The sequence below is a fragment of the Sphaerimonospora mesophila genome, assembly GCF_001417795.1.
In the GTDB taxonomy this organism is placed as follows: Bacteria; Actinomycetota; Actinomycetes; order Streptosporangiales; family Streptosporangiaceae; genus Sphaerimonospora; species Sphaerimonospora mesophila.
Window position 1 is genome coordinate 131,595 of the sequence record NZ_BCBX01000039.1, and the last position, 22,383, is coordinate 153,977.

18 protein-coding genes are annotated in these 22,383 nt (G+C 70.1%); 10 read left to right on the forward strand and 8 right to left on the reverse strand.

What is annotated here, in order from left to right; all coding sequences use genetic code 11:
- Nucleotides 1-115: 115 nt before the first annotated feature.
- Nucleotides 116-1,009, forward strand: a complete 894-nt coding sequence (locus AP234_RS20985) for a carbohydrate kinase family protein (RefSeq protein ID WP_055481388.1) — start codon at nt 116-118, stop codon at nt 1,007-1,009.
- 22 nt (nt 1,010-1,031) lie between these two features.
- Here AP234_RS20985 and AP234_RS20990 read toward each other — a convergent pair whose 3' ends face one another.
- Together AP234_RS20990 and AP234_RS20995 are read right to left on the reverse strand one after the other, a co-directional pair.
- Nucleotides 1,032-3,167: a DEAD/DEAH box helicase gene (locus AP234_RS20990; RefSeq protein WP_055481389.1), complete on the reverse strand. Its 2,136-nt coding sequence runs from the start codon at nt 3,165-3,167 to the stop codon at nt 1,032-1,034.
- Nucleotides 3,168-3,238: 71 nt separating this feature from the next.
- The gene (locus AP234_RS20995) at nt 3,239-3,673 is read right to left on the reverse strand and encodes an ester cyclase (RefSeq protein WP_055481390.1); all 435 of its coding nucleotides are present in this window, start codon (nt 3,671-3,673) and stop codon (nt 3,239-3,241) included.
- Nucleotides 3,674-3,857: 184 nt separating this feature from the next.
- Between AP234_RS20995 and AP234_RS21000 the strand changes: the two genes are divergently transcribed.
- Complete coding sequence (locus AP234_RS21000) at nt 3,858-6,326, forward strand: DNA gyrase/topoisomerase IV subunit A (RefSeq protein WP_055481502.1); 2,469 nt, start codon at nt 3,858-3,860, stop codon at nt 6,324-6,326.
- A gap of 246 nt (nt 6,327-6,572) precedes the next feature.
- Here the strand turns inward: AP234_RS21000 and AP234_RS21005 are convergent, their stop codons facing one another.
- A complete protein-coding gene (locus AP234_RS21005; RefSeq protein ID WP_431998896.1) occupies nt 6,573-7,358 on the reverse strand; it encodes a TetR/AcrR family transcriptional regulator in 786 nt (261 codons plus the stop codon).
- Here AP234_RS21005 and AP234_RS21010 point away from each other — a divergent pair.
- Complete coding sequence (locus AP234_RS21010) at nt 7,318-8,178, forward strand: SDR family oxidoreductase (protein WP_055481392.1); 861 nt, start codon at nt 7,318-7,320, stop codon at nt 8,176-8,178. The genes AP234_RS21005 and AP234_RS21010 overlap by 41 nt on opposite strands.
- Nucleotides 8,179-8,323: 145 nt before the next feature.
- On the opposite strand, the gene AP234_RS21015 is transcribed toward AP234_RS21010, so the two are convergent.
- Nucleotides 8,324-9,256, reverse strand: a complete 933-nt coding sequence (locus AP234_RS21015; protein ID WP_431998898.1) for an SDR family NAD(P)-dependent oxidoreductase — start codon at nt 9,254-9,256, stop codon at nt 8,324-8,326.
- A gap of 258 nt (nt 9,257-9,514) precedes the next feature.
- Here AP234_RS21015 and AP234_RS21020 point away from each other — a divergent pair, with 258 nt between their 5' ends.
- From AP234_RS21020 to AP234_RS21030, 3 genes are all read left to right on the forward strand, one after another.
- The gene (locus AP234_RS21020; RefSeq protein WP_055481394.1) at nt 9,515-10,015 is read left to right on the forward strand and encodes a beta-class carbonic anhydrase; all 501 of its coding nucleotides are present in this window, start codon (nt 9,515-9,517) and stop codon (nt 10,013-10,015) included.
- Between the two features lie 137 nt (nt 10,016-10,152).
- Nucleotides 10,153-11,145: an SPFH domain-containing protein gene (locus AP234_RS21025; RefSeq protein WP_055481395.1), complete on the forward strand. Its 993-nt coding sequence runs from the start codon at nt 10,153-10,155 to the stop codon at nt 11,143-11,145.
- 13 nt (nt 11,146-11,158) lie between these two features.
- Nucleotides 11,159-11,485 (forward strand): hypothetical protein, encoded by a 327-nt coding sequence (locus AP234_RS21030; RefSeq protein WP_055481396.1) that lies wholly within the window; start codon nt 11,159-11,161, stop codon nt 11,483-11,485.
- Nucleotides 11,486-11,520: 35 nt separating this feature from the next.
- On the opposite strand, the gene AP234_RS21035 is transcribed toward AP234_RS21030, so the two are convergent.
- Nucleotides 11,521-13,593, reverse strand: a complete 2,073-nt coding sequence (locus tag AP234_RS21035) for a DNA gyrase/topoisomerase IV subunit B (RefSeq protein WP_083502289.1) — start codon at nt 13,591-13,593, stop codon at nt 11,521-11,523.
- A 294-nt stretch (nt 13,594-13,887) separates the two neighbouring features.
- Here AP234_RS21035 and AP234_RS35185 point away from each other — a divergent pair, with 294 nt between their 5' ends.
- Entirely contained in the window at nt 13,888-14,115 is a 228-nt protein-coding gene (locus AP234_RS35185) for a DUF7455 domain-containing protein (protein ID WP_083502290.1), read from the forward strand.
- 72 nt (nt 14,116-14,187) lie between these two features.
- On the opposite strand, the gene AP234_RS21040 is transcribed toward AP234_RS35185, so the two are convergent.
- On the reverse strand, nt 14,188-14,949 hold the full coding sequence (locus AP234_RS21040) for a GNAT family N-acetyltransferase (RefSeq protein ID WP_055481398.1): 762 nt from the start codon (nt 14,947-14,949) through the stop codon (nt 14,188-14,190).
- A gap of 68 nt (nt 14,950-15,017) precedes the next feature.
- On the opposite strand from AP234_RS21040, the gene AP234_RS21045 reads away from it, so the two are divergent.
- The gene (locus AP234_RS21045; protein ID WP_055481399.1) at nt 15,018-15,770 is read left to right on the forward strand and encodes a YaaA family protein; all 753 of its coding nucleotides are present in this window, start codon (nt 15,018-15,020) and stop codon (nt 15,768-15,770) included.
- A 138-nt stretch (nt 15,771-15,908) separates the two neighbouring features.
- Here the strand turns inward: AP234_RS21045 and AP234_RS21050 are convergent, their stop codons facing one another.
- The gene (locus AP234_RS21050) at nt 15,909-17,651 is read right to left on the reverse strand and encodes an RNA polymerase sigma factor (protein ID WP_055481503.1); all 1,743 of its coding nucleotides are present in this window, start codon (nt 17,649-17,651) and stop codon (nt 15,909-15,911) included.
- A gap of 218 nt (nt 17,652-17,869) precedes the next feature.
- On the reverse strand, nt 17,870-19,954 hold the full coding sequence (locus AP234_RS21055; RefSeq protein WP_055481400.1) for a SpoIIE family protein phosphatase: 2,085 nt from the start codon (nt 19,952-19,954) through the stop codon (nt 17,870-17,872).
- Nucleotides 19,955-20,397: 443 nt separating this feature from the next.
- Here AP234_RS21055 and AP234_RS21060 point away from each other — a divergent pair, with 443 nt between their 5' ends.
- Both AP234_RS21060 and AP234_RS21065 read left to right on the forward strand, forming a co-directional pair.
- Complete coding sequence (locus AP234_RS21060) at nt 20,398-20,673, forward strand: hypothetical protein (RefSeq protein WP_055481401.1); 276 nt, start codon at nt 20,398-20,400, stop codon at nt 20,671-20,673.
- 150 nt (nt 20,674-20,823) lie between these two features.
- Nucleotides 20,824-22,323, forward strand: coding sequence for a hypothetical protein (locus AP234_RS21065; RefSeq protein WP_055481504.1), 1,500 nt, complete (start codon nt 20,824-20,826; stop codon nt 22,321-22,323).
- The last annotated feature ends 60 nt before the right edge of the window (nt 22,324-22,383 follow it).

Here is a 22,383-nt window from a genome sequence, read left to right on the forward strand (position 1 = left end):
GCAACGCTTGTGCATCGACTCCATCGGGCTGTCTGATCCACCTCCCATGATGTGGCCGGGAACTGTTAGGTTTCTTGGGGTCGGCCTCATCGCACGTTGGCAAGGTGGTGACATCATGACGCGGGTCGTCGTGGTGGGCGATCTCATGACTGACGCACTCGCCCGCGCCAAGTTCCCTCTCGCCAGGGCGAGCGACACCCCGGCCGTCGTGACCATGCACGGTGGCGGCTCGGGTGCGAACATCGCCTCCTGGCTTGCGGTCGAAGGGTCGGAGGTCGCCTTCATCGGGCGACGCGGCGCCGACATCACCGGCCGGAACCGCGACATGGAGCTCATGGGCTACGGCGTCGACGCCCGCCTCGTGATGGATCCGGAGCGGCCCACCGGCACCTGTGTGGTCATGGTCACCCATAAGGGTCAGCGGACGATGCTCTCCGACCCGGGCGCCAACGCCGCGCTGTCCCCGGAGGACCTGCCGCGCGACCTGTTCGCCTCCAGCGGCCACCTGCACATGTCCGGCTACACCCTGCTCAACGAGGGATCGCGCGACGCGGGACTGGCCGCGCTCGACCTGGCCCGCCGGGCCGGCATGTCGATCTCGGTGGACTGCGCCTCGGCCGCCCCCGTCGAGCGGACCGGCGCCGAGCCGTTCCTGGAGTGGACGCACGGCGCCAAGCTGCTGTTCGCCAACATCGACCAGGCCAAGGTGCTGACCGGCCGGGACGAGCCGACAGCGGCGGCGAAGGTCCTCACCGCCTGGTTCCCCCAGGTCGTGATCAAGCTCAACGCCGAGGGCGCGCTCTGGTACACCAACAGCCGCGCCGAGCCCATCCGGGTCCCCGCCGAGACCATCGACCGGGTGGTGGACGGCACCGGCGCCGGGGACGCCTTCACCGCCGGCTTCCTGCCGCCCTGGCTGGCGGGCAAGCCGCCGACCGAGGCCCTGGCGGCCGGCAACGCGCTCGCCGCCAAGTGCATCTCGAACCTCGGCGCCCGCCCCCGGCTCTGATCCGCCCCTGCTCTGACCCGTCTCAGCTCACGGTCGCCAGGACCAGGGGGAGGACCGCGCGGGCGCCCGCGTTGCGCACGTGGGCCGCGGCCAGCGTCATCGTCCAGCCCGTGTCGATCTGGTCGTCGACGAGCAGCACCGGCCCGCCCGCCGCCGAGATCCTCTCGGCGAGCTCTCTCGGCATCGCGAGCGTCCCGCGGACCGCGGCGACCCGCTGGGCGCTGTTGTATTGCCGGCCCGGCGGGCCCTGCCGATATCCCAGCTCGCCGAGATAGGACAGCCGGCCGATTCGCGCGATCCCCTCGGCGAGGCCGCGGATCAGGGTCGGCCGGGTCGCCGACGGCACGCTGACGACCGCGACGGGCCGCTCCGCCCAGTCCCATGCCCGAAGCACCGCCACCATGGCGTCGAACACCTCGTCCGGGACCGGGCCGTCACCCGCCGCCAGGAGCTCACGCAGCCGCGTGCCCCAGCCGATGTCGGTGAGGCGGCCCAGCGCGCGTCCCGGCTCGGCCGACAGCTCGGGCTTGATCCGCCCCTTCAGGTCCGGCAGGCCGGTCGGCCACTGTCGGCGCGCCTCCACCTCGACGCCGGGCCGGGTCAGCCGGTCGAGGGCGGCTCGTACGGCCTCCGCCGCCACGTCGGCGGACCGGTGGGCGCCCGTGCAGTTGTCGCAGCGCCCGCACGGCCGTGCCGCCTCGTCGTCCAGGTGCCGCCGCAGGTACTGCTCCCGGCACTCGGTCGTCGTCAGGTAGCCGAGCATGGCCTCCTGCTCGGCGGCGCGCTCGGCCGACACCCGCGCGTAGCGGTCGGCGTCATAGCTCCACGACTCGCCGGTCGCCTCCCAGCCGCCCTTGACCCGGCGGACCGCGCCGTCCACGTCGAGGACCTTCAGCATCATCTCCAGCCTGCCGCGGCTGAGGTCGACCCTGCTCTCCAGCGCGGCGGTGGACAGCACGCCCTCCTGCGCCAGCGCCTCGATCGTCGCCCGCACCACCGTCTCCGGGGGAAAGGCGAGCGAGGCGAAATAGGCCCAGATCGCCCGGTCCTCGGCTCCGGGCAGCAGGATCACCTCGGCTCGCCGTACCCCGCGGCCGGCCCGGCCGACCTGCTGGTAGTACGCCACGGGCGAGGCGGGCGCACCGACGTGGACGACGAACCCGAGGTCTGGCTTGTCGAACCCCATGCCCAGGGCGGAGGTCGCGACCAGGGCCTTGACCCGGTTGGCGAGCAGGTCCTCCTCGGCGGCCAGCCGATCGGCCGGCTCGGTCTGCCCGGTGTAGGCGACCACCTGATGCCCCTGCTCCCTCAGGTACGCGGCGATCTCCTGTGCGGCGGAGACGGTCAGCGTGTAGACGATGCCGGACCCCGGCAGCTCGTGCAGCGCCCCGGCGAGCCAGGCGAGCCGCTGTTCGGAACCGCCGAGCCGTACGACACCGAGGTGCAGGCTCTCCCGCTCGAGCGGGCCGCGCAGGACGAGCACGCCGTCGTCTGAGCCGCCGGCGGTGTCGGGGGCATCGGGAGGGCCGTCCCACTCGGGCCCGGCGGCGAGCTGCTCGGCGACGTCGCGCGTCACGCGGGCGTTCGCGGTCGCGGTCGTGGCGAGCACGGGTATCCCGGGCGGGAGATCGGCCAGCAGCGTGCGCAGCCTGCGGTAGTCGGGACGGAAGTCGTGACCCCAGTCGGAGATGCAGTGCGCCTCGTCGATCACCAGCAGGCCGGCGGTCTCGGCCAGCTCGGGCAGCACCTGGTCGCGGAAGTCGGGATTGTTCAGCCGTTCCGGGCTGACCAGCAGCACGTCGACCACGCCCTCGGCGACCTGTCCGTAGGTCTTCTCCCACTCCTCGGGGTTGGCCGAGTTGATGGTCGCCGCGTGGATGCCCGCACGCTCAGCGGCCGCGATCTGGTTGCGCATCAGCGCGAGCAGGGGCGAGACGATGACCGTGGGCCCCTCGCCCAGCTCCCGCAGCAGCGCGGTGGCGATGAAGTAGACGGCCGACTTGCCCCACCCGGTGCGCTGCACGACGAGCGCACGGCGGCGGTCCACGACCAGCGCCTTGATCGCCGCCCACTGATCGTCACGCAGGCGCGCCTCGTCGCCCGCGAGCGCCCTCAGCCGGGCCTCGGCCTCTTCCCGCAGCGTCTCTTCTTCACCCACCCGTCATTGGTACCAGGTCTCGCCGACGGTTTCCCCCCGACCGCGTCCCCGGCCGTCTCCCCCCGTTCGAGTCACCAGACGACGGGCGCGAACTTGAGGGGAAGCTGGGCGCCGAGACGGCTGTACAACTCCAACTGGTCGAAGTAGAGGCGTTGGGTGAGGATGAAATCGCTCTCCACCGTGAAGATCCAGGAGCAGCGCACGCTGATGCTCCGGCCGGTCGCCTCCAGGACGTCTCCGCCCGCCACCAGGTAGGGGCCGGTATGTGTGCCCGTCGCCAGCGTCTCCACCGCGATCGCGTCCCGGCAGACGATCTTCTCCCACACCGTCAGGTGATGGTCCGGGAAGCCCTGCCAGACGTGCAGGTGGTACGAGGCGATCTCGTCGAGGTTCTCCGCCTCCATCTCCGGCCCTACGACGACCGCGTCTCCGGCATAGCAGCGCATCACCGCGTCGAGATCATGGGCGTTGAGCGCGCCGATCAGCCGGTCAACGACGTCAGGCATCGCGAGAATCCCCCCTTCTCGCAGATGAGTGCCACACTACCGGGATCACGGCAAGAGACGGATCAACCGATCCCGAAATTCGCGAATCGCCAGAAACGATCCATTCACCCTCTCTCCAGGACGTACCCGGGCGGAAAAGCACGTGCGGTCGCGACCGGTCGCCGTCATCGGCACAATGTTCGATATGGCCCGACGCACAACCACACGCACGCCCGACGAGGATTTCGAGGAACGGATCGTCGACATCGACGTGTCCGCCGAGATGCGCGCCAGCTATCTGGAGTACGCGTACTCGGTGATCTATCAGCGCGCGCTCCCGGACGCACGGGACGGACTCAAGCCGGTCCAGCGCCGCATCCTCTACTCGATGAGCGAGATGGGCCTGCGCCCGGAGCGGGGACACGTCAAGTCCTCTCGTGTGGTGGGCGAGGTGATGGGCAAGCTGCACCCGCACGGTGACGGCGCCATCTACGACGCGCTGGTGCGCCTGGCGCAGCCGTTCTCGATGCGGCTGCCGCTGGTCGACGGGCACGGCAACTTCGGCTCGCCGGACGACTCGCCGGCGGCCATGCGGTACACCGAGGCACGCCTCGCTCCGGCGGCCATGCTCATGGTGCAGTCGATCGACGAGGAGACGGTCGACTTCAAGCCCAACTACGACGGCCAGGAGACCGAGCCGTCGGTCATGCCGTCGGCGTTCCCCAACCTGCTGGTCAACGGCGCCAGCGGCATCGCCGTCGGGATGGCCACCAACATGGCGCCGCACAACCTCGTCGAGGTCGTCGCCGCGGCACGGCATCTGATCAAGAAGCCGGACGCCACGCTCGAGGAGCTGATGCGCTTCGTCCCGGGCCCCGACCTGCCGACCGGCGGCATCGTCATCGGGCTGTCGGGCATCCGGGACGCATACGAGACCGGTCGCGGCACGTTCCGCATCCGGGCGAAGGCGACGATCGAGGCCGTGACCCCGCGACGCAAGGGCATCGTCGTCACCGAGCTGCCCTTCAACGTCGGTCCGGAGCGGGTGGTCGGCAAGATCAAGGAGTTGGTGAACGCCAAGAAGCTCACCGGCATCGCCGACCTGAAGGATCTGACCGACCGGCACAAGGGCCTGCACCTGGTCATCGAGATCAAGAACGGTTTCAATCCAGAGGCCGTGCTGGCCGAGCTCTACCGGCTGACGCCGATGGAGGAGACCTTCGGCATCAACAACGTCGCGCTCGTCGACGGCCGGCCGCGCACTCTGGGCCTGCGCGACCTGCTGAAGGTCTACGTCGACCACCGCATCGAGGTGGTGCGCAGACGGTCGGCGTTCCGGCTGCGCAAGCGTGAGGAACGCCTCCACCTGGTGGACGGCCTCATCATCGCGCTGCTCAACATCGACCAGGTCATCCAGGTGATCCGCGGCTCCGACGACTCGACTCACGCGCGTACCCGCCTGATGGAGACCTTCGAGCTGAGCGAGATCCAGGCGGCGTACATCCTCGACACGCCGCTGCGCCGCCTCACCCGCTACGACAAGCTCGAGCTCGACCGGGAGAAGGAGACGCTGCAGGCCGACATCGACGAGCTGTCCGCGATCCTCGGCTCCGAGGACCGCCTGCGCAAGGTCGTGTCCGCGGAGCTCGCCGAGATCGCCAAGACGTACGGCACGCCGCGCCGCACCGTGCTGCTGGAGTCGTCCGAGGCGGCCAAGGCGGCCACGGTGCCGCTTGAGGTGGCCGACGACCCCTGCCTGGTGCTGCTCTCCTCGACCGGCCTGCTCGCCCGGACGGGCGACGCCTCGCCGATCCCGGCGGAGGGCGAGCGCTCGGTCCACGACGTGCTGGTGTCGGTGGTCCGCTCCAGTGTCCGGAGCGAGGTCGGGGTGATCACCTCCAATGGCCGGCTGATCCGGGTGTCGGTGGTCGACCTGCCCACACTGCCGCCGACCGCCAACCCTCCGTCGCTGGCGGGCGGGCATCCGGTGTCCGAGTACGTCACCCTGGAGCCGGAGGAGAAGGTGGTCGGGCTGGGCTCGCTCGACCCGGACGGCCCGGGGCTCGCGGTCGGCACGGCGCAGGGCGTGGTCAAGCGGGTCGTCCCCGAATATCCCGCCAACCGCGACGAGTTCGAGGTCATCGGCCTGCGCGAGGGCGACGTCGTGGTCGGCGCGGTCGAGCTGTCCTCCCCCGACCACGACCTGGTCTTCATCACCTCCGACGCCCAGCTGCTGCGCTTCCCCGCCTCCGTCGTACGGCCCCAGGGCCGGCCGGCGGGCGGCATGACCGGCGTGCGCCTGAGCGACGACGCGAAGGTGATCTGGTTCGGCGCCGTGGACCCCGCCCGCGAGTCTGTGGTCGTGACGGTCGCGGGCTCCTCAACGGCGCTGCCCGGCACCCAGATGGGCGCGGGCAAGGTCTCCGACTACGCCGACTTCCCGCCGAAGGGCCGGGCCACCGGCGGGGTGCGCGCCCAGCGCTTCCTCAAGGGCGAGGACGCGCTGCTGCTCGCGTGGGCAGGACCGGCTCCCGCCAAGGCGGCGTCGCCGACGGGCAAGCCGGTGCCGCTCCCCGACGAGCTCGGCCGCCGCGACGGCTCGGGCGTACGGCTCGTGCACGCCGTCGCCGCCATCGGCGGCGGACTGGGACCGGCGGAGAGTTCGGATCTTTAGACGCGAAGACCTCGGACCCCCGAGATCGCCGCAACGGAGACCGGCGAGATGACTCTCGGGGGTCCTGCCGGAGCGGAATGACCCCCGGTTCGGCGAAAGCATCACCCGCGTCGCCGGACAGGCCCGCGAAGTCCTCCACACCAGAACCGGAACAACGTCCAGACCGGTGATGCGCAACGGCGGTCCCACAGCCGCCCCGTGCCGACCTGGCCCACCGTGCCGAGCCCAATGGATGGCGCACAAGCCTCAGCGGCGCGGACGCAGACCGTTGAGAGCGGTCTCGACGATGCTGTCGGCATAGTCGAGGGTGAGCGGTCCACCGCGCTGGAGCCATCGGTTGAGCAGCGGTCCCCAAATCATGTCGACGGCCACCTCGAGGTCGAGGTCGTCGGCCAGTTGCCCGGCCCGCTGGGCGCTGCGCAGTCGTTGTTTCTTCAGTTCTCTCATCGGGCCGTCCAGACGCTCCGAATAAAGAGCCGCGAGCGTCGGATCATGCGTGATCTCAGTGCTCAGGGCGCGCATCGGCTCGTCGTATCGCGGATCGTTGAGTTCCTCGATCGTGGCTCGCAACACCGCCTTCAGGTCCGCCTCCAAATCACCGGTGTCGGGCAGGGCTGCCCCTCCGCCGTCCGGTTGCTCGCTGAGCATGAGGAAGGCATCGAAGAGGACCGCCCCCTTGGAGGGCCACCAGCGGTAGATCGTCTGCTTGCCGACACCGGCCCGGGCCGCGATGCCCTCGATGCTCAGCTTCGCGTATCCCACCTCCTGCACCAGGTCGAACGCCGCGGTGAGGATGGCCCGCCGGGATGCCTCATTCCGGCGAGCCGTGTTGGAGGGGGGCTTGCGCGGTGTCGTCATGCCGCCAAAGCTATCAAATGTCGAGACGAGACGGACCGTCTTGACGCAGAGCAGAAGTGTCGATACCTTCTCCACATCAAGCGAGACGAACCGTCTCGTCTGATGATGGACACGACCGATTGGAGCTCTGCGTATGCGCACCCCGACTGCCGTCTCTTCCCGCACCTGGTTCATCACGGGAGCCGGCCGCGGCCTGGGCCGCGCGTTCGCTCTCGCCGCGCTGGATCGAGGTGATCAGGTGGTGGCCGCCGCCCGCACCGTCACGCGACAGGACTTCGACGACCGGTACGGCGATCGGCTGCTCGTCCTTCCCTTGGACGTGACCGACCGCGACGCGGTGTTCATGGCCGTGAACACCGCCGTGGAGCACTTCGGCCGGCTCGACATCGTGGTGAACAACGCCGGGAACATGTCCTCCGGAATGATCGAGGAGTTCACCGAGGCCGAGGCGCGCGCCCAGCTGGAGGTCAATCTCTTCGGGGCGATGTGGGTCTGCCAGGCCGTCCTGCCGCACCTGCGCGGCCAGGGATCCGGTCACATCGTGCAGATCTCCAGCATCGCCGCTCTGGGCGGCTTCCCGAGCACCGGAATGTACAGCGCGAGCAAGTTCGCGCTGGAGGGCATGAGTGAGGCACTGGCGATGGAGGCAGCGCCGTTCGGCGTCAAGCTCAGCATCGTCCAGCCCGGCGGCTACTGGACCGACCTGTACACCGCCATGACGGCGACGTCGCCTCTGGAGGAGTACGGCCCGTTGCGCGCCGAACTGGAGAAGCAGTGGGCCGAGGGCTCGATCGACAGCGAGCCGCGTCTGGCCGCCGAGGCGCTGCTGAAGCTGGTCGACAGCGAAGACCCGCCGCTGCGGCTGCTGCTCGGCAGCATGGTCTACGACCTGGCCTTCGACATCTCCCGGCGGCGGATGCGGACCTGGGCCGCCTGGGAGCAGGTCAGCCGCGCCGCCGAACACGCCGTACCCGCCCCGGAAACCGCCGGTTGACCGGCGCCGACACCGCCGCTTTCGGCCGATGAACCCCACCGACCACCTGTCCCCGGCCTTGGCAGACGACCCGGAGGATGCCCTGCCCGATTACGAGGGCTCGCTCGTCATCGTCACCCACGGCCGGGGACCCGGAGATCGGCGGTCAGACCTGCTTGAGGAACCCCCCGTCCACGGCGAAGTCCGCACCGGTCGTGCTGGCCGAGCGAGGTGAGGCGAGCAAGGCGACCACGTCGGCGATCTCCTGGGGCTCGACCAGACGGCCGGTAGACAGCTTCATCATTTCGGGCGCCACCTGGTTGAGGACGCTGTCACGGTCGGTTCCGGTCTGGGCGGCGATGATGTCCGCCGCGCCGCCGCTCTCCGTCCACCATGCCGTACGTACCGGACCTGGGGAGATGGTGTTCACCCGGATGCCCTGGGGTGCGAACTCCTCGGAGAGGGCCTTGGTCAGGTTGTTGAGACCCGCCTTGGCCGCGTTGTAGTCGACGTTCATCGGAGCGGGCAGACGGGCGCCGCCCGAGGACACGTTGACGATCGAGCCACCGCCGCGGGAGAGCATCGGCGTGATGGCCGCCCGAATGACGCGCACGACCGAGAACAGATTGAACTCGAACATCACCCGCCAGTCCTCGTCGGTAGGGGTCAGAAACGAGAAGCGTGGCAGGGCCACACCCGGCGGCGGACCGCCGGCATTGTTCACCAGGATGTCGAGCCCGCCGAACTCCGAAATGGCCCTTTCCACGATCCGCCCTGGAGCCTCGGCGTCCATCAGATCGGCCTGAACATGAATCAGATCCCCGCTGAGCTCCGCCAACTCGGGACTGCTCTTCCGCGAGGCGGCGACCACACGGACGCCTTCGGCGAGGAGGGTACGGGTGACGGCCAGGCCGATCCCCTTGGACGCACCGGTGACGACCGCGGCCCGGCCGGAAAGCTGGAGATCCATATCTCTTCTCTCATCTTGGTTTCCATTGGAAAAAGCGGATGCCTCTTCGCTGAACACGCTACGAGCGGTCGAGTGACACGGGTCGGCATGATTCGGACGAGCAATTGCAGCGGAAATCAGAAGCGACATCCGCATATCCGCGCATGCTTCACAGGCAGACGCGTGCCCGTCGTTCGGGGAGCGCCTGGCTCGCGGATATCCGGGCCGAAGCCGGGTGGCATCGCGCCGGAGTGGCCGTGCGTGCCGCTCCGGCGCCCTCTGCCATGGCATGGGTTCCGCCTCCGACCAGGCCGGATGGCGCCCCGCCGCGTTCTCGTCGAGCCGTCTTGGGCGTGTCGGGGTGCCCCGTCGTGATCGAGCCCGCGGCCGTACGGCAGCATTTATCTCATGAGTGATGCCTTCGACGATCTACTGGCGGCGAACGAGAAGTACGCCGCAACGTTCTCGCACTCGGGACTGTCCGGCCAGGCCGGCCGCGGCCTGGCCGTGGTGACCTGCATGGACTCGCGCGTCGACCCGCTGGGCCTGCTGGGGCTGCGGGCGGGCGACGCCAAGATCCTCCGTAACGCGGGCGCCCGGGTCACCGACGACGTGCTGCGCACGCTCGTGCTCGCCGTCTACCTGCTCGGCGTCCACCGCGTGCTGGTCATGCCGCACACCGACTGCCGGATGTCCAAGTCGACCGACGCGGACGTGCACAAGGTGATCGCGGACGAGCACGGCGTGGACACCCGCAGCCTCGTCTTCAAGACCGTGCCCGACCAGGCCGAGGCCCTGCGGCAGGACCTCGTCCGGATCAAGGCCAGCCCCTACCTGCCCGACGGGCTCGCCGTCGGCGGCGCGGTGTACGACGTGCTGACGGGGAGACTGCAGCCGGTAGATCTCTGACCGGTCACACATCACGGCCGACCGCACGGGGTCAGGAACCCGGTGCGGCCGGCCGTACGTTGCTCTGCTGTCACATCGGCACCTAAACTCCGCGGCCCGTCCCCCGCCGGCGGCCGCCCCCCGAGGAGATTTCGCAGATGTCCACCCGCACCCCCGCCAGATCCGGCTCGTTCCGCAAGATACTCGTGCTGGCGGTGCTAGCGCTCATCGTCGCCGCGGTACCGACCGTGATCGGCGCCTTCGGCGGATTCGAACGCACCACCGGCGGTGAGGTCGCCGTCGTGCGCAACGGCGGGCCGCTCGACGACAACCAGGTCCGCCAGGTCATCGATCCCGGCTCCAGCGTGACGTGGACCGGGTGGTGGTCCCAGGTTCACCGCTATCCCGCCCAGCAGCGCTACTACACCATCACCTCCGACTCGGGCCACGGCGAGCGCACCGGCGTCGACGTGGTCGTCGTGCCCAGCAGCGACGGGGTGAACATGGGCATCGAGGGCACGCTCTACTTCGGTCTCAACCTCGATCACGACACGCTCAAGGCGTTCGACGACAAGTTCGGCACCCGCAAGTTCCGCAGCATCGACGGCAAGACCTACTACCCCTGGGATGGCGACGAGGGCTGGTCGGCGTTCCTCGACCAGATCATCCGCCCGGTGATCGACAATGATCTCCGCGCCCAGATCAACAGCTTCCGCTGCGCCGAGCTGGTCTCATCCTGCTCGCTGGTGCAGAACAACAGCTCGGCGCAGCAGGCCGGGCTGCAGCCCCAGGGCAACAACGCGAACATCGCGAAGATCCAGGACGCGGTGAACACCAGCCTCGCCGCGGACCTGAAGTCGACGCTCGGCGCCGACTTCCTGACCGATATCCACTTCAACCTCTCCAAGGTCACGCTGCCCAAGCAGGTCCAGGAGGCCGTCGACCAGGCGCAGGCCGCCTTCGCCAAGGTCACCGAGGCTCAGGCCAAGGTCGCGCAGGCCCGCGCGGAGGCCGAGGCGAACAAGGCCCGCCAGGACGGGTACAACAAGTGCCCGACGTGCGCCGAGATCGAGAAGCTGAAGGCCCTGCCCCAGGGCATCACCGTGTACGCTCCGGGCAATGGCGGAGGGATCGCCATTCCCACCAGGTGAGGGATGTGGACCGATGCGACTGCTCGCCCTCCCGGTGACCCTGATCGTGGTCGCCGTGCTCATCTATCTGCTGATGCTGCTGCTGCGCGACACCCGCCGGGCGCGCGGCGGCGACACCGCGGCGACCCGCCCTCGCTGGGAGATCGACACGGTGATGGAGAACGGCTGGACGCTGGTCGTCGTACGGAAGGTCCGCCCGGGCCGGGACGGACCGGTCGAGCTGACCCGGCAGACGGTCCGGGCGATCGCGGACGACGACCCGAACTGGGACGAGCGCTACCGGGAGGCCATGGCGGAGGCCCGCTCCCGGCTCAGCACCCTGGAGATCGAATCCTTCTGATCACGCCGGGGTGAGGGACCGGGCCTCGCCGCGGGTCAGGCGTCGATGTGGTCGCGGTCGATGTCGGACGCGCTGCTGACGATGAACTCGCGGCGGGGGCCGACCTCACTGCCCATGAGGAGATCGAAGATGCGTTCGGCCTCCTCCACGTCCTCGATCCTGACCCGGCGGAGCACGCGATGGCGCGGGTCCATGGTGGTCTCGGCGAGCTGATCGGCGTCCATCTCACCCAGACCCTTGTAGCGCTGCACGGGATCCTTCCAGCGCTTGCCCCGCCGCTCCAGGTCACGCAGCACCCTGTGCAGCTCGGCGTCCGAATAGGTGTAGACGTACTTGTCCTTGCCCCGGCCGGGGTTGGTGATCTCGATGCGGTGCAACGGCGGCACGGCGGCGAACACCCGGCCCGCCTCGACCATCGGCTTCATGTACCGATGGAACAGGGTGAGCAGCAGGCAGCGGATGTGCGCGCCGTCGACGTCGGCGTCGGCCATCAGGATGATCTTCCCGTAGCGGGCCGAGTCGATCTCGAACGTCCGGCCGGACCCGGCCCCGACGACCTGGATGATGGCGGCGCACTCGGCGTTCTTGAGCATGTCGGCGACCGAGGCCTTCTGCACGTTGAGGATCTTGCCCCGGATCGGCAGCAGCGCCTGGAACTCCGAGTCCCGGGCCAGCTTGGCCGTGCCGAGCGCGGAGTCGCCCTCGACGATGAACAGTTCGCTGCGGTCCACGTCGTCGCTGCGGCAGTCGACCAGCTTCGCGGGGAGCGCGGAGTTCTCCAGGGCCGACTTGCGCCGCTGGTTGTCGCGGTGCTCCCGGGCGGCGATGCGCGCCTTGGCCGCCGCCACCACCTTCTCCAGGACCGCGCGCAACTGCTGCTTCTGGCTGCGCTTGGGGCTCGCGAACAGCTCCTTCAGCTCCCGGGTGACCACGTGGCCCACGATGCGGGCCGCCGCCGCCGTGCCGAGGACCTCCTTGGTCTGGCCCTCGAACTGCGGCTCGGACACCCGTACGGTCACCACGGCGGTCAGCCCCTCGAGGATGTCCTCCTTGGTGACGGGGTCGTCGCCGTTCTTGAGCAGGCGCGTCTCGCGCAACTGGTCGTTGATGGTGCGGACGAGCGCCTTCTCGAACCCGGCCACGTGCGTGCCGCCCTTGGGAGTGGCGATCACATTGACGAACGAGCGCACGGTCGTCTCGTAGCCCTTGCCCCAGCGGACCGCCACGTCGACGGTGAGCTCCCGCTCGATCCGCGTCGACGTCATGTGGCCCTGTTCGTCGAGCACGGGCACGGTCTCGTGGAAGCGGCCCTCGCCCTGCAGCCTGAGCACGTCGCAGACGGCCTCGTCGCGCGCGAGGAACTCGGTGAACTCCCCGATGCCGCCGTCGAACCGGAACGTCTCCTCGGTCGGCTCCTCGCCGCGGCTGTCGCGCAGCACCAGCGTCAGCCCGGGGACCAGGAACGCCGTCTGGCGCAGCCGTACGTGGATCTCGTCGACCGAGACCTCCGCCTCGGGCAGGAAGATCTGCCGATCGGCCCACCAGCGGACCCGGGTGCCGGTGGCCTTCGCCGGCGCCTCGCCGCCGTCGCGCATACCCGACTTCTTGCGGAACTTCGCCGTCGGCCCGTCACCGTCGAAGTGCCCGGGAACGCCACGGCGGAAACTGATCTGGTGGACGCGGCCGTTCCGGTCGACCTCCACGTCCAGCCGGGAGGACAGCGCGTTGACGACCGAGGCGCCGACGCCGTGCAGGCCGCCGGACGCCGCGTACGATCCGCCGCCGAACTTGCCGCCGGCGTGCAGCTTCGTGTAGACGAGCTCGACTCCGGCGAGCCCCGTCTTGGGCTCGATGTCCACGGGGATGCCGCGGCCGTCGTCGCGTACCTCGATGGAGCCGTCCGCGTGCAGCTCGACCTCGACGCGTGAGCAGCACCCGGCGAGGGCCTCGTCGACGGAATTGTCCACGATCTCCCACAGGCAGTGCATGAGACCCCGGGTGTCCGTGGACCCGATGTACATCCCCGGGCGCTTGCGCACGGCCTCCAGGCCTTCCAGCACCGAGAGATGACGAGCCGTGTACCCCGCCTCCGCGCCAACCGCCGTCACGCCCAACTCCTACTGCCGTTCAAGCTACCGTTCAAGACTCCTGCTGCCCATCAATCGAACACGCGTACGTAGCTTATCGCCACTCATGTTTGTACGCGTAACAGCTTGCCAGGTGCACCTGCATACCACGGACTCGCAACGTGATCCGCATCACAGGGTAACGAAGCATTTCGGGCGCATTCCGCTCTCGGCGTAGTCGGGGGGTGATTGGGAACGCCTTTATCCGGTTAGATGTTGTCCCAAGTGACTGACGCCAACGTCCCCGCCACGGTGGGGCGACCCGAAAGGCGATACGTGACTGGAGCTCTCGCCCCCGCCAAGCCGCTGACCGCCCTGGACCGGTGTGACCGGTGCGGTGCTCAGGCCTACATCCGCGCGACCCTGCCCGTGGGTGGGGAGCTGCTGTTCTGCGCCCACCACGGGCGTCAGCACGCAGCCGTACTGCGCGACAGAGGCGCTGACATCCAGGACGAGTCGGCCCGACTCAGCCAATCACCGACGTCCGCCCAGAGCGGTCGCTGACCATAGCGCGGCGTGCCGGAGCGACCGCCGAGGTCCTCCGGCGCGCCGTCGCCGTACTCGGAGGAGACGCCGTCAGGGCGCGACGCGGTAGTGATAACGACCGGCGACGGTGAAGCCCTCTCGCTCGTACAGCGCGCGGGCTCCGGCGTTGCCCTCCGTCACCACCAGGTAGGCGCGTTCCGCGCCGCGTTCGCGCCCCCAGGCGAGCAATCTCCGCAGCACCGAGCGCCCGAGCCCCCGGCGCCGGGCCCCGGGCTCCACGGCCATGCAGTAGACGCCCAGCCAATCCCCCTGCACCACGCCTCTGCCCACGCCTGCGCCCGCGTCGGTCTCAAGACGGACGTAGCCCGCCGGGACGCCTGTCATGATCCGCCGGGCCCATTCCATCGCCGGAACGTCCCCTTCGCCGTGATGCCGCCCGCCGTCCACCCGCCACCAGGTGCGCAGCCACCGCTCCGACGGCCCAGGCGCGACCTTTCCGGGCGCGACGTCCCCGTCCGGTACGGCCTGCCACACCGACGCCGCCGTCATGATCAGCGTGGGGTCCGCCACCCGGTAGCCCCGGCGATCGAGCTCGGCGTCGAGGCCCGGGACCGCGCCGGGCCCGATCGAGAAGACACAGCGCAGGCCGAGCTCCGCGTAGAACCTCTCCGCCCCGGCCACGGCCCCGGCCAGGCCGGTCCCCGCTCCGTCCGCGACCAGCGGCAGGACCGAATTGGCCCGTTTGGTCACCCCGCCCGCGTGCCGGTAGATCCAACCACCGGCCGCCACCCGGCCCGGCGCCGGCCATCCCTCGTCCACAAGCCGGTCGAACGGCGATCGCTCGAGATCCACCGCGACAGGGTAACCGGACGCGGGACCGGCGGCGGGACCGGCCCACGCGCCCTATAGGGTCGGAGTTCGTGCTGATCCTGCTTCCGCCGTCGGAGGGGAAGGCCGCCTGGGGCACCGCCGAGCGCAGGCGCCTGAGCTTCCCCGAGCTGGCGTCCCCGCGCGACGAAGTGCTCGACGCCCTGGTCGCGCTGTGCCGTTCGCCGCGCGCCCAGGAGGTGCTCGACCTGTCCGACGGGCAGGTGGGCGACATCGAACGCAACCGCGGGCTGCACACCGCGCGATCCCTGCCCGTCGCCGAGCTCTACACGGGCGTGCTGTACGACAACCTGGGCCTGGCCACGCTCTCCCCCGAGGCACGCCGCCGGGCCAACCGGCGGATCGTGGTCTTCTCGGCGCTGTGGGGCCTGCTGCGGCCGTCCGACCGGGTCCCGCCCTACCGGCTCGCCATGGGCGTACGGCTGCCGCCCATGGGCAACCTCGCCGCGTTCTGGCGGCCTTCGATCACCGCCGCCCTCCAGCCGGTGAAGGGACTCGTCGTGGACATGCGGTCGGCCCCCTACGCCGCGGCGTGGCAGCCGGGCGAACGGGCGGTCGCCGTACGGGTCCTGAGGGAGTCCGGCGGAAAGCGGACGGTCGTCAGCCACATGGCGAAGGCGACCCGAGGGGCGGTGGCCCGCTCGCTCGTGGAGAGCCCCGACAGGCCGGGGAGCCCGCGGGAACTCGCGGAGACGCTGGCCGGTCTGGGGCACCGGACCGAGCTGTCGGGCCCGCCCTCACCGGGCAGGCCGTGGACACTTGACGTCGTGATCGGGGGATCTTAGGGGGTTCCGGGCTCCAGGTTCCAGGTTCTGGGGTTCCGAGGCCGATCGCGGCGCGTGACCGACCGCGCCGCCTCCCGAGGTGATCGGGCCTCGGAATCGCCCGCTCCCGCGGACGGCATTCCCGGGTCGATGGTCGGGCTAGTCGAGGTAGTCGCGCAGCACCTGGGACCTGGAGGGGTGACGGAGCTTCGACATGGTCTTGGACTCGATCTGGCGGATCCGCTCGCGGGTCACGCCGTAGACCTTGCCGATCTCGTCGAGGGTCTTCGGCTGCCCGTCGGTGAGACCGAACCGCATGGACACCACGCCGGCCTCGCGCTCCGACAGTGTGTCGAGCACCGAGTGCAGCTGCTCCTGCAGCAGCGTGAAGCTGACGGCGTCGGCCGGGACGATGGCCTCGGAGTCCTCGATCAGGTCACCGAACTCGCTGTCGCCCTCCTCACCGAGAGGAGTGCTCAGCGAGATCGGCTCGCGGCCGTACTTCTGAACCTCGATGACCTTTTCGGGGGTCATGTCCAGCTCGCGGGCCAGCTCCTCCGGCGTCGGCTCACGACCGAGGTCCTGCAGCATCTGCCGCTGGACCCGGGCGAGCTTGTTGATCACCTCGACCATGTGGACCGGGATGCGGATGGTCCGCGCCTGGTCGGCCATGGCCCGCGTGATCGCCTGCCGGATCCACCACGTGGCGTAGGTGGAGAACTTGTAGCCCTTGGTGTAGTCGAACTTCTCGACCGCGCGGATCAGGCCCAGGTTCCCCTCCTGGATCAGGTCCAGGAACAGCATGCCGCGGCCGGTGTACCGCTTGGCCAGTGAGACGACCAGCCGGAGGTTGGCCTCCAGCAGGTGGTTCTTGGCGCGACGGCCGTCCTCCGCGATCCACTCCAGCTCGGCCCGGACGTCGACGGGAAGGCCGTCGCCGTCGCCGGCGAGCTGCTCCTCGGCGAACAGGCCCGCCTCGATCCGCTTGGCGAGCTCGACCTCCTGCTCGGCGTTGAGCAGGGGCACCTTGCCGATCTGCTTGAGGTAGTCCTTGACCGGGTCGGCGGTGGCGCCGGCCGCGGCCACCTGGGCGACGGGCGCGTCGTCATCGTCGTCGCTGAGGATCAGTACCTCGTCCTCGGACTGGGCGGCGGCCCCGTCCTTGGACTCCTCCTCGGTCTCGGTCTCCGCCTCGGCTTCGGTCTCGGTCTCGACCTCGTCGTCTTCGACCTCGATCTCGAAGTCCTCGATGTCGACGTCGGCCTCGAGGTCGATGTCGTCCTCGTCCTCGGCCAGCTCAGCGGACTTGGGCTTGGGGTCCGCCTTCTGCGCCTTCGGCGCGGGGCCTGCCGCCGGAGCGTCCTGGGCGGCGGGCGCCCCCTTCTTGGCGGGCCCGGCCTTGGCCGCCGGCTTCCCGGCGGCGCTCTTGGCCGCGGCGGGCTTGGCCGGAGCCTTCTTCGAGGCGGACTTGGCCGGCGCGGGCTTGGCCGGCGCGGGCTTGGCCGCCGACTTCGCGGCGGGCTTGGCCGCGGGCTTCGCCTCAGGCTTGGCGGCCGGCGCGGACTCGGTCACCACGGCGGTGACCGTCTCCGGCTGCGAGTCCTTCGCGGCCGCGGATTTGGTGGTCTTCTTGACGGGCGCGGCTGAACGGCGCTTGGCTTGGCCTCGGGATCGCTTGGGCGCCGCGGAGTCCGCCGCCGTCACCACGACGGTGACGCCCTCCTTGCTGAGGCTGCGCAGGAATCCAGCGGCGTGCGACAGCGGGATGTCCGCTTCCTCGAAGGCCTTGCGGACATCCTCGGACTCGAGGAAACCCTGCGAGCGCCCACGCTCGAGGAGCTGCTGGATCACTGGCTCGTTCAGCTCCGACGGCTTCGAGCGAGTCGAACTTGCAGGCGACACGAACACCTCTCGAACGAACGCATGGCGAGAATGGACCCAGGTGTTTCTTCTTTTCCGGTGGTGAGGTCGCGCGGACCGCGACATGCCATTGTGGCACGCCACGGCACGTGATACGGCCGCGTCCCGCCGGTTGCTCCTCCACCCTAGGCCGCCTGAGACACTGCTGCGTACGAAAGGCGGTCACTGATACCCGAAAGCAACCGTTATGACTGATTCATTCAGTCACTCTTCGTGGCCGGCGGCACGTGCACCGCGAGAACCGTTACATCGTCATCCTGTTCATACCCGCCCAGCATGCGCTCCACCAGGAAATCCAGCAGCATACTCGGATTGTTCAGCACCTCCTGGGATGCTTCGGACACGACGGATGCGAGTTCCCGTAGACCGGCGTCCAGCCCGCGCTTGCGGTTCTCCACCAGACCGTCGGAGTACAGCACGGCCGTGTGCCCGGGCGGCACGCAGAAACGGAACTGTTTGCGGCTGGTGGCCCAGCCGAGCGGCGTGCCCGGCTCGGTGTCGTGCAGAATCGCCGTACCCTGGGGCGAGACCAGCAGTGGCGGCGGATGACCCGCCAGGGCGAGCGTGCCCTCTCCCGTGCCCGGCTCGACGACCATGTACGCCAGGGTCGTGACCTGCTCTTCCTCCTCGGTCGCCTCGAAGACCCGGTCGAGGCCGGTGAGGACCGCCGCCGGAGGCGGGTTGGTCAGCGCGAGAGCCCGCATCGCGTTGCGGATCCGGCCCATGCCCGCGGCGGCCTTGACGCCCTTGCCCATCACGTCGCCCACGACGGCGGCCACCCGCCCGTCCTGCAGGACGAACCCGTCGTACCAGTCGCCGCCGACCTGCACGTGCCGCGAGCCCGACAGGAACAACTTGGCCAGCTTCAGGCCGTTGACGTCCGGCAGGCGTTCGGGAAGCAGGCTGCGTTGCAGCGTCTCGGCGGTGCGGTGCTCCCGTTCGAACAGCGTGGCCCGCTCGACCGCGAGCGCGCACTGGCCGGCCAGCGCCTCGTAGAAGACCCCGTCCTCCTGAGAGATCTTCTGCGGCCGCAGGAACGAGAACCGCAGCGCGCCGAGGGCGCGACCGGCGGCCAGCAGCGGCAGGCCCACCCAGGCCCGCTCATCGGTGTGGGCGAGGAACTCGGCGACGCCGGCCTCGTCGGCGCCCGCGTCGACAAGCTGGGTCCGCAGGCTGTCGGGCGACTCGGCGAAGACCGGCCGCCGGCTGTTGACCGCCATCGTCATCACGTTGGAGTGGGACAGCTCGATCTCGTCCCCGGTCACGTCCGGGAGGCCGCCGCTGTTGCTCAGCTTGAGCGTGCCCCGCTCGGGGTCGAGCAGGGCCACGGCGGAATGGTCGGCGGCCAGGGCCGTACGGCCGACGTCGATGATGACCTGCACCACCTGCTCGACCGTGAGCGCCTCCGCGAGCATGGCCGTGGCGCCCTGCAGCCGCGCGGTGCGCAGCGCGGCGGCGCCGAGCTGGTCGGTGAGGCGGCCCCGCATCTCCTCGGCCTCGCGCTGCGGCGTGACGTCGGTGTTGGCGCCGACCCACTCCACCACCCGGCCGTGTCTCGTGATGGGTACGGCTCTGACCTCGAAATGGCGGTAACCGCTCGCCCGGGTGCGCACCCGGTAGCTCCACTCGAACATGGTGCGGCCGCGCAGCGCCTCGCGCCACGCCTCCTCCGCCCCGGGGCGGTCGTCGGGGTGGACCGCCGCCAGCCAGCCGTGTGCGAGGTACTCCTCCAGCCCCTGGCCGGTGATGGCCCGCCACTGCGGGGCGTCCTCGACCGCCGCGCCGCTCGGCGACGTGATCCAGACGAGCTGCTGCTGGGACTCCACGAGCGAGCGGTAACGCTCCTCGCTGCGCTGCAGCAGTTCTCTGGCCATCTGCTGCTCAGTCAGGTCGACGCCGAACAGGGCGACGCCCGGCTCGCCGTCCTCTCCGCCGCGCATCGGGAAGAAGGACACCGCCCAGTGACGGCTGTCGCCGTTCTCCTCGCGGGTCCTGATCCGCTGGTCGGTGACCGGAAGCCCGTCCTCACCGACCCGGCGCAGCGCCGCCTCGATGACGGCGGTAAGGTCGGCCGGCAGCAGCTCCGCCGGAAGACGGTCCAGATGCCGGTCGACGGGGTGACCGGTCATCTCGGTGAAGGTCGCGTTGACCCGGACGAAGCGACCGGACGAGTCGAAGAAGGCAAAGGCGAACGGCGCCTCCGACATCAGGCCTCTGAAGAGGTCGGAGTCTGAGATGTCCAAACCGGACTCCCGGGGCCGGGGCACGGAGGTTTCGGCGCTCATGGTCGGCACCTCCGTCGCGTGCCAGGCTCTCCCACGAGGCACATCTCCATAACTGTGATTGGTAGCGCAGATCTGCCCTACATCATCGGCGATCGGCATAGGCGGACGGAAGCCCCGCCAGCCATGCGGTCAACGCATCCTGTCAAAAGACCGGCATCTCGCGCAGGAAGATGTCCGGCCAACTTCCCGGTCGCCCGCCTCGCTTCCCGCTCGGTGGCGCGGGCATCCCCTCCTCACCGTACGACCCGGCGTCGCCGCGGTCATCTTCCCATACCTTTCCGGTCGGGCCATCGTAGTGCGCCAGAAGCCGAGGCCGCGAGCCACTCGAACACGATTCGGTCTAAAGATCGCGAGCGTAACGGACCGGAGACGGAGGGTTGACAGCCGCCGGGAAAGTTGTGGAATAAGGGGCGGCAGGTCCCCATACAGCGAGGATGCAGCCCATGCCCGCACTCGCAGTCCGTATCGGTGGCGACCGGCGCCCGGAGCCGCGGCGCGATCTCGTGGACCTCGTGATCGCCCGGCTGTCCGCCGAGTTCGCGACCGTTCCCGCCACAGTCCTGTCCCGTCTCGTCGCGGACGTCCGGGCGTGCGCCGAGCATCTGGGGCTCGACGTCACCCCCGAGCTCGTCGAACGCGTCGCCCGGGAACGCCTGCTCGGCCTGGTGAACTCCACGCCGCCCCGTGATCGGGACGGCACCGGCGGCCGGCGTCCATAACGGGGAAGTCACCGGCCCGCGTTCCTGATGCGGTTTCCCGCGGGAATGCGAGAAGGTGGAGTCCGTGAGCGAGCGGAACGAGATGCCGTGAGTCGCAGGCATCGACGAGACCCCCGGGCGACCCGGCCGCCGGACGACGTGTTCGCGGAGATGCTGCTGGCGGCCCGGGAACTGCTCGCCATGCGCAGCCCCCTGGACGCCGAGCTCATGGTGTCCGACATGCTCGGTGCCTGGTGGGGCAAGCGGCTGCGCGGCGGCGACGTCGAGCACGTCCTCGGCGAGGGCCTGGTGGACTACGCGGCCAAGGCGGGCACTCCGGCGGCGCTGACCCTGCTGATCTCCATCGCCTACCTGGGCACCGCCCGGCAGGCCGCCAAGGCCGAGGGCGCCGCCCTGGCGTTGATGGAGTCAGACGTGGCCCGGCCCCGGTGGGCCGAGCGCGTCGGCGCGGTGAAACCGGCCGGCTGCTATGTGTCCAGGGACGTCTACGGCGACCAGGACACGGTGTTGTGCACGTTCGCCTACAACGGGGAGGACACGCACGCCCTGGTCGTGGTCGTCGACTACAACATGGGCGGCATGGCCCGGGACGCCTGGGTCTCCTCCCAGGTCGACAAGCTGCTGGAGCAGGCCGGGGCCGAGGCGGCGGGCAACCCGCTGCTGCGGTTCGAGGAGATCGAGCCGCAGCAGGCGCGGGCGCTGCTGGAGTTCGCGATGAAGGCGGCCGCCGCGGCGCACGGACGCAAGGGCCCCCGGCTGGTGAGCGAGGGCTACAGCGCCTATCACGCGTTCGCCCGGGCGCGGATCAAGGCGCTGCCGCCGGGTCGGATGCGTCCGGCGCCGGCGCACGCCGAGGCCCCCTACAGCCGGGACCGGCGGGCGATGCTCGCCGCCGAGTTCCTCGCCTCCGACGCGGCGGAGAACCTCTCCGACCCCTCGGCGGCCTCCCGATGCGCGGACCACATCATCGACTACGGCTGCGACCGCGACCTCGGCCGGCCGCTGCGGGTGAGCCCCGCCAAGTGCGAGACGTTCCTGCTGGACTGGCTGCCGCGCAAGGTGCTGCTCACCCCGGCCGAGCAGGACGCCATGCCGCATGTGCTGTCGGCGTGGGTACGGTTCGCCGCGCCGCGCATCGGACTGCCCGAGCAGGGCGTCCGCGCCACGCTCGACGCGGTCTGGGAGGCGATGTCGCGTTTCACCGAGGCCTACCGCGACCCGACGACCTTCGGCCTGGACCGCGCGCTCGTCGAGCGGCTGCTCCCGGACGGCGACCTGTCCGCCCTGGCCCGGCGGGCCTTCGCCTTCCCCCTGCTGCAGGGCATGCGCGGCTCGACCAAGCTCGACCTGCTGAACCCGGCCGACGACGCGGACCGGCGGATCCTCCTGGAGATCGACCACGCGGGCGAGCTGGACCGGCCCGACCTGGAGGAGCACCTGGCCTGGCATGAGGAGATCGCCGGCCGGCTGTGGGTGGGCGACCCCCCGCAGCTGTGGGAGGCCGCCCAGCGTCTGATCGATCTCGGCCACGACCGGCACGACGTGCTGCACGTGCTGATCGAGATCGCCGAACGGATCGGCGACCACCCCGGCGAGCTCGCCGCCGCCCTCGACGACATCGCCGACATCCCGGACGAACCACCGATGTGACATCGGGAGCTGCGCCCCCTCGATCCCGAGATGGCCGGGGGGCAGCTCATCGCAAGCCGG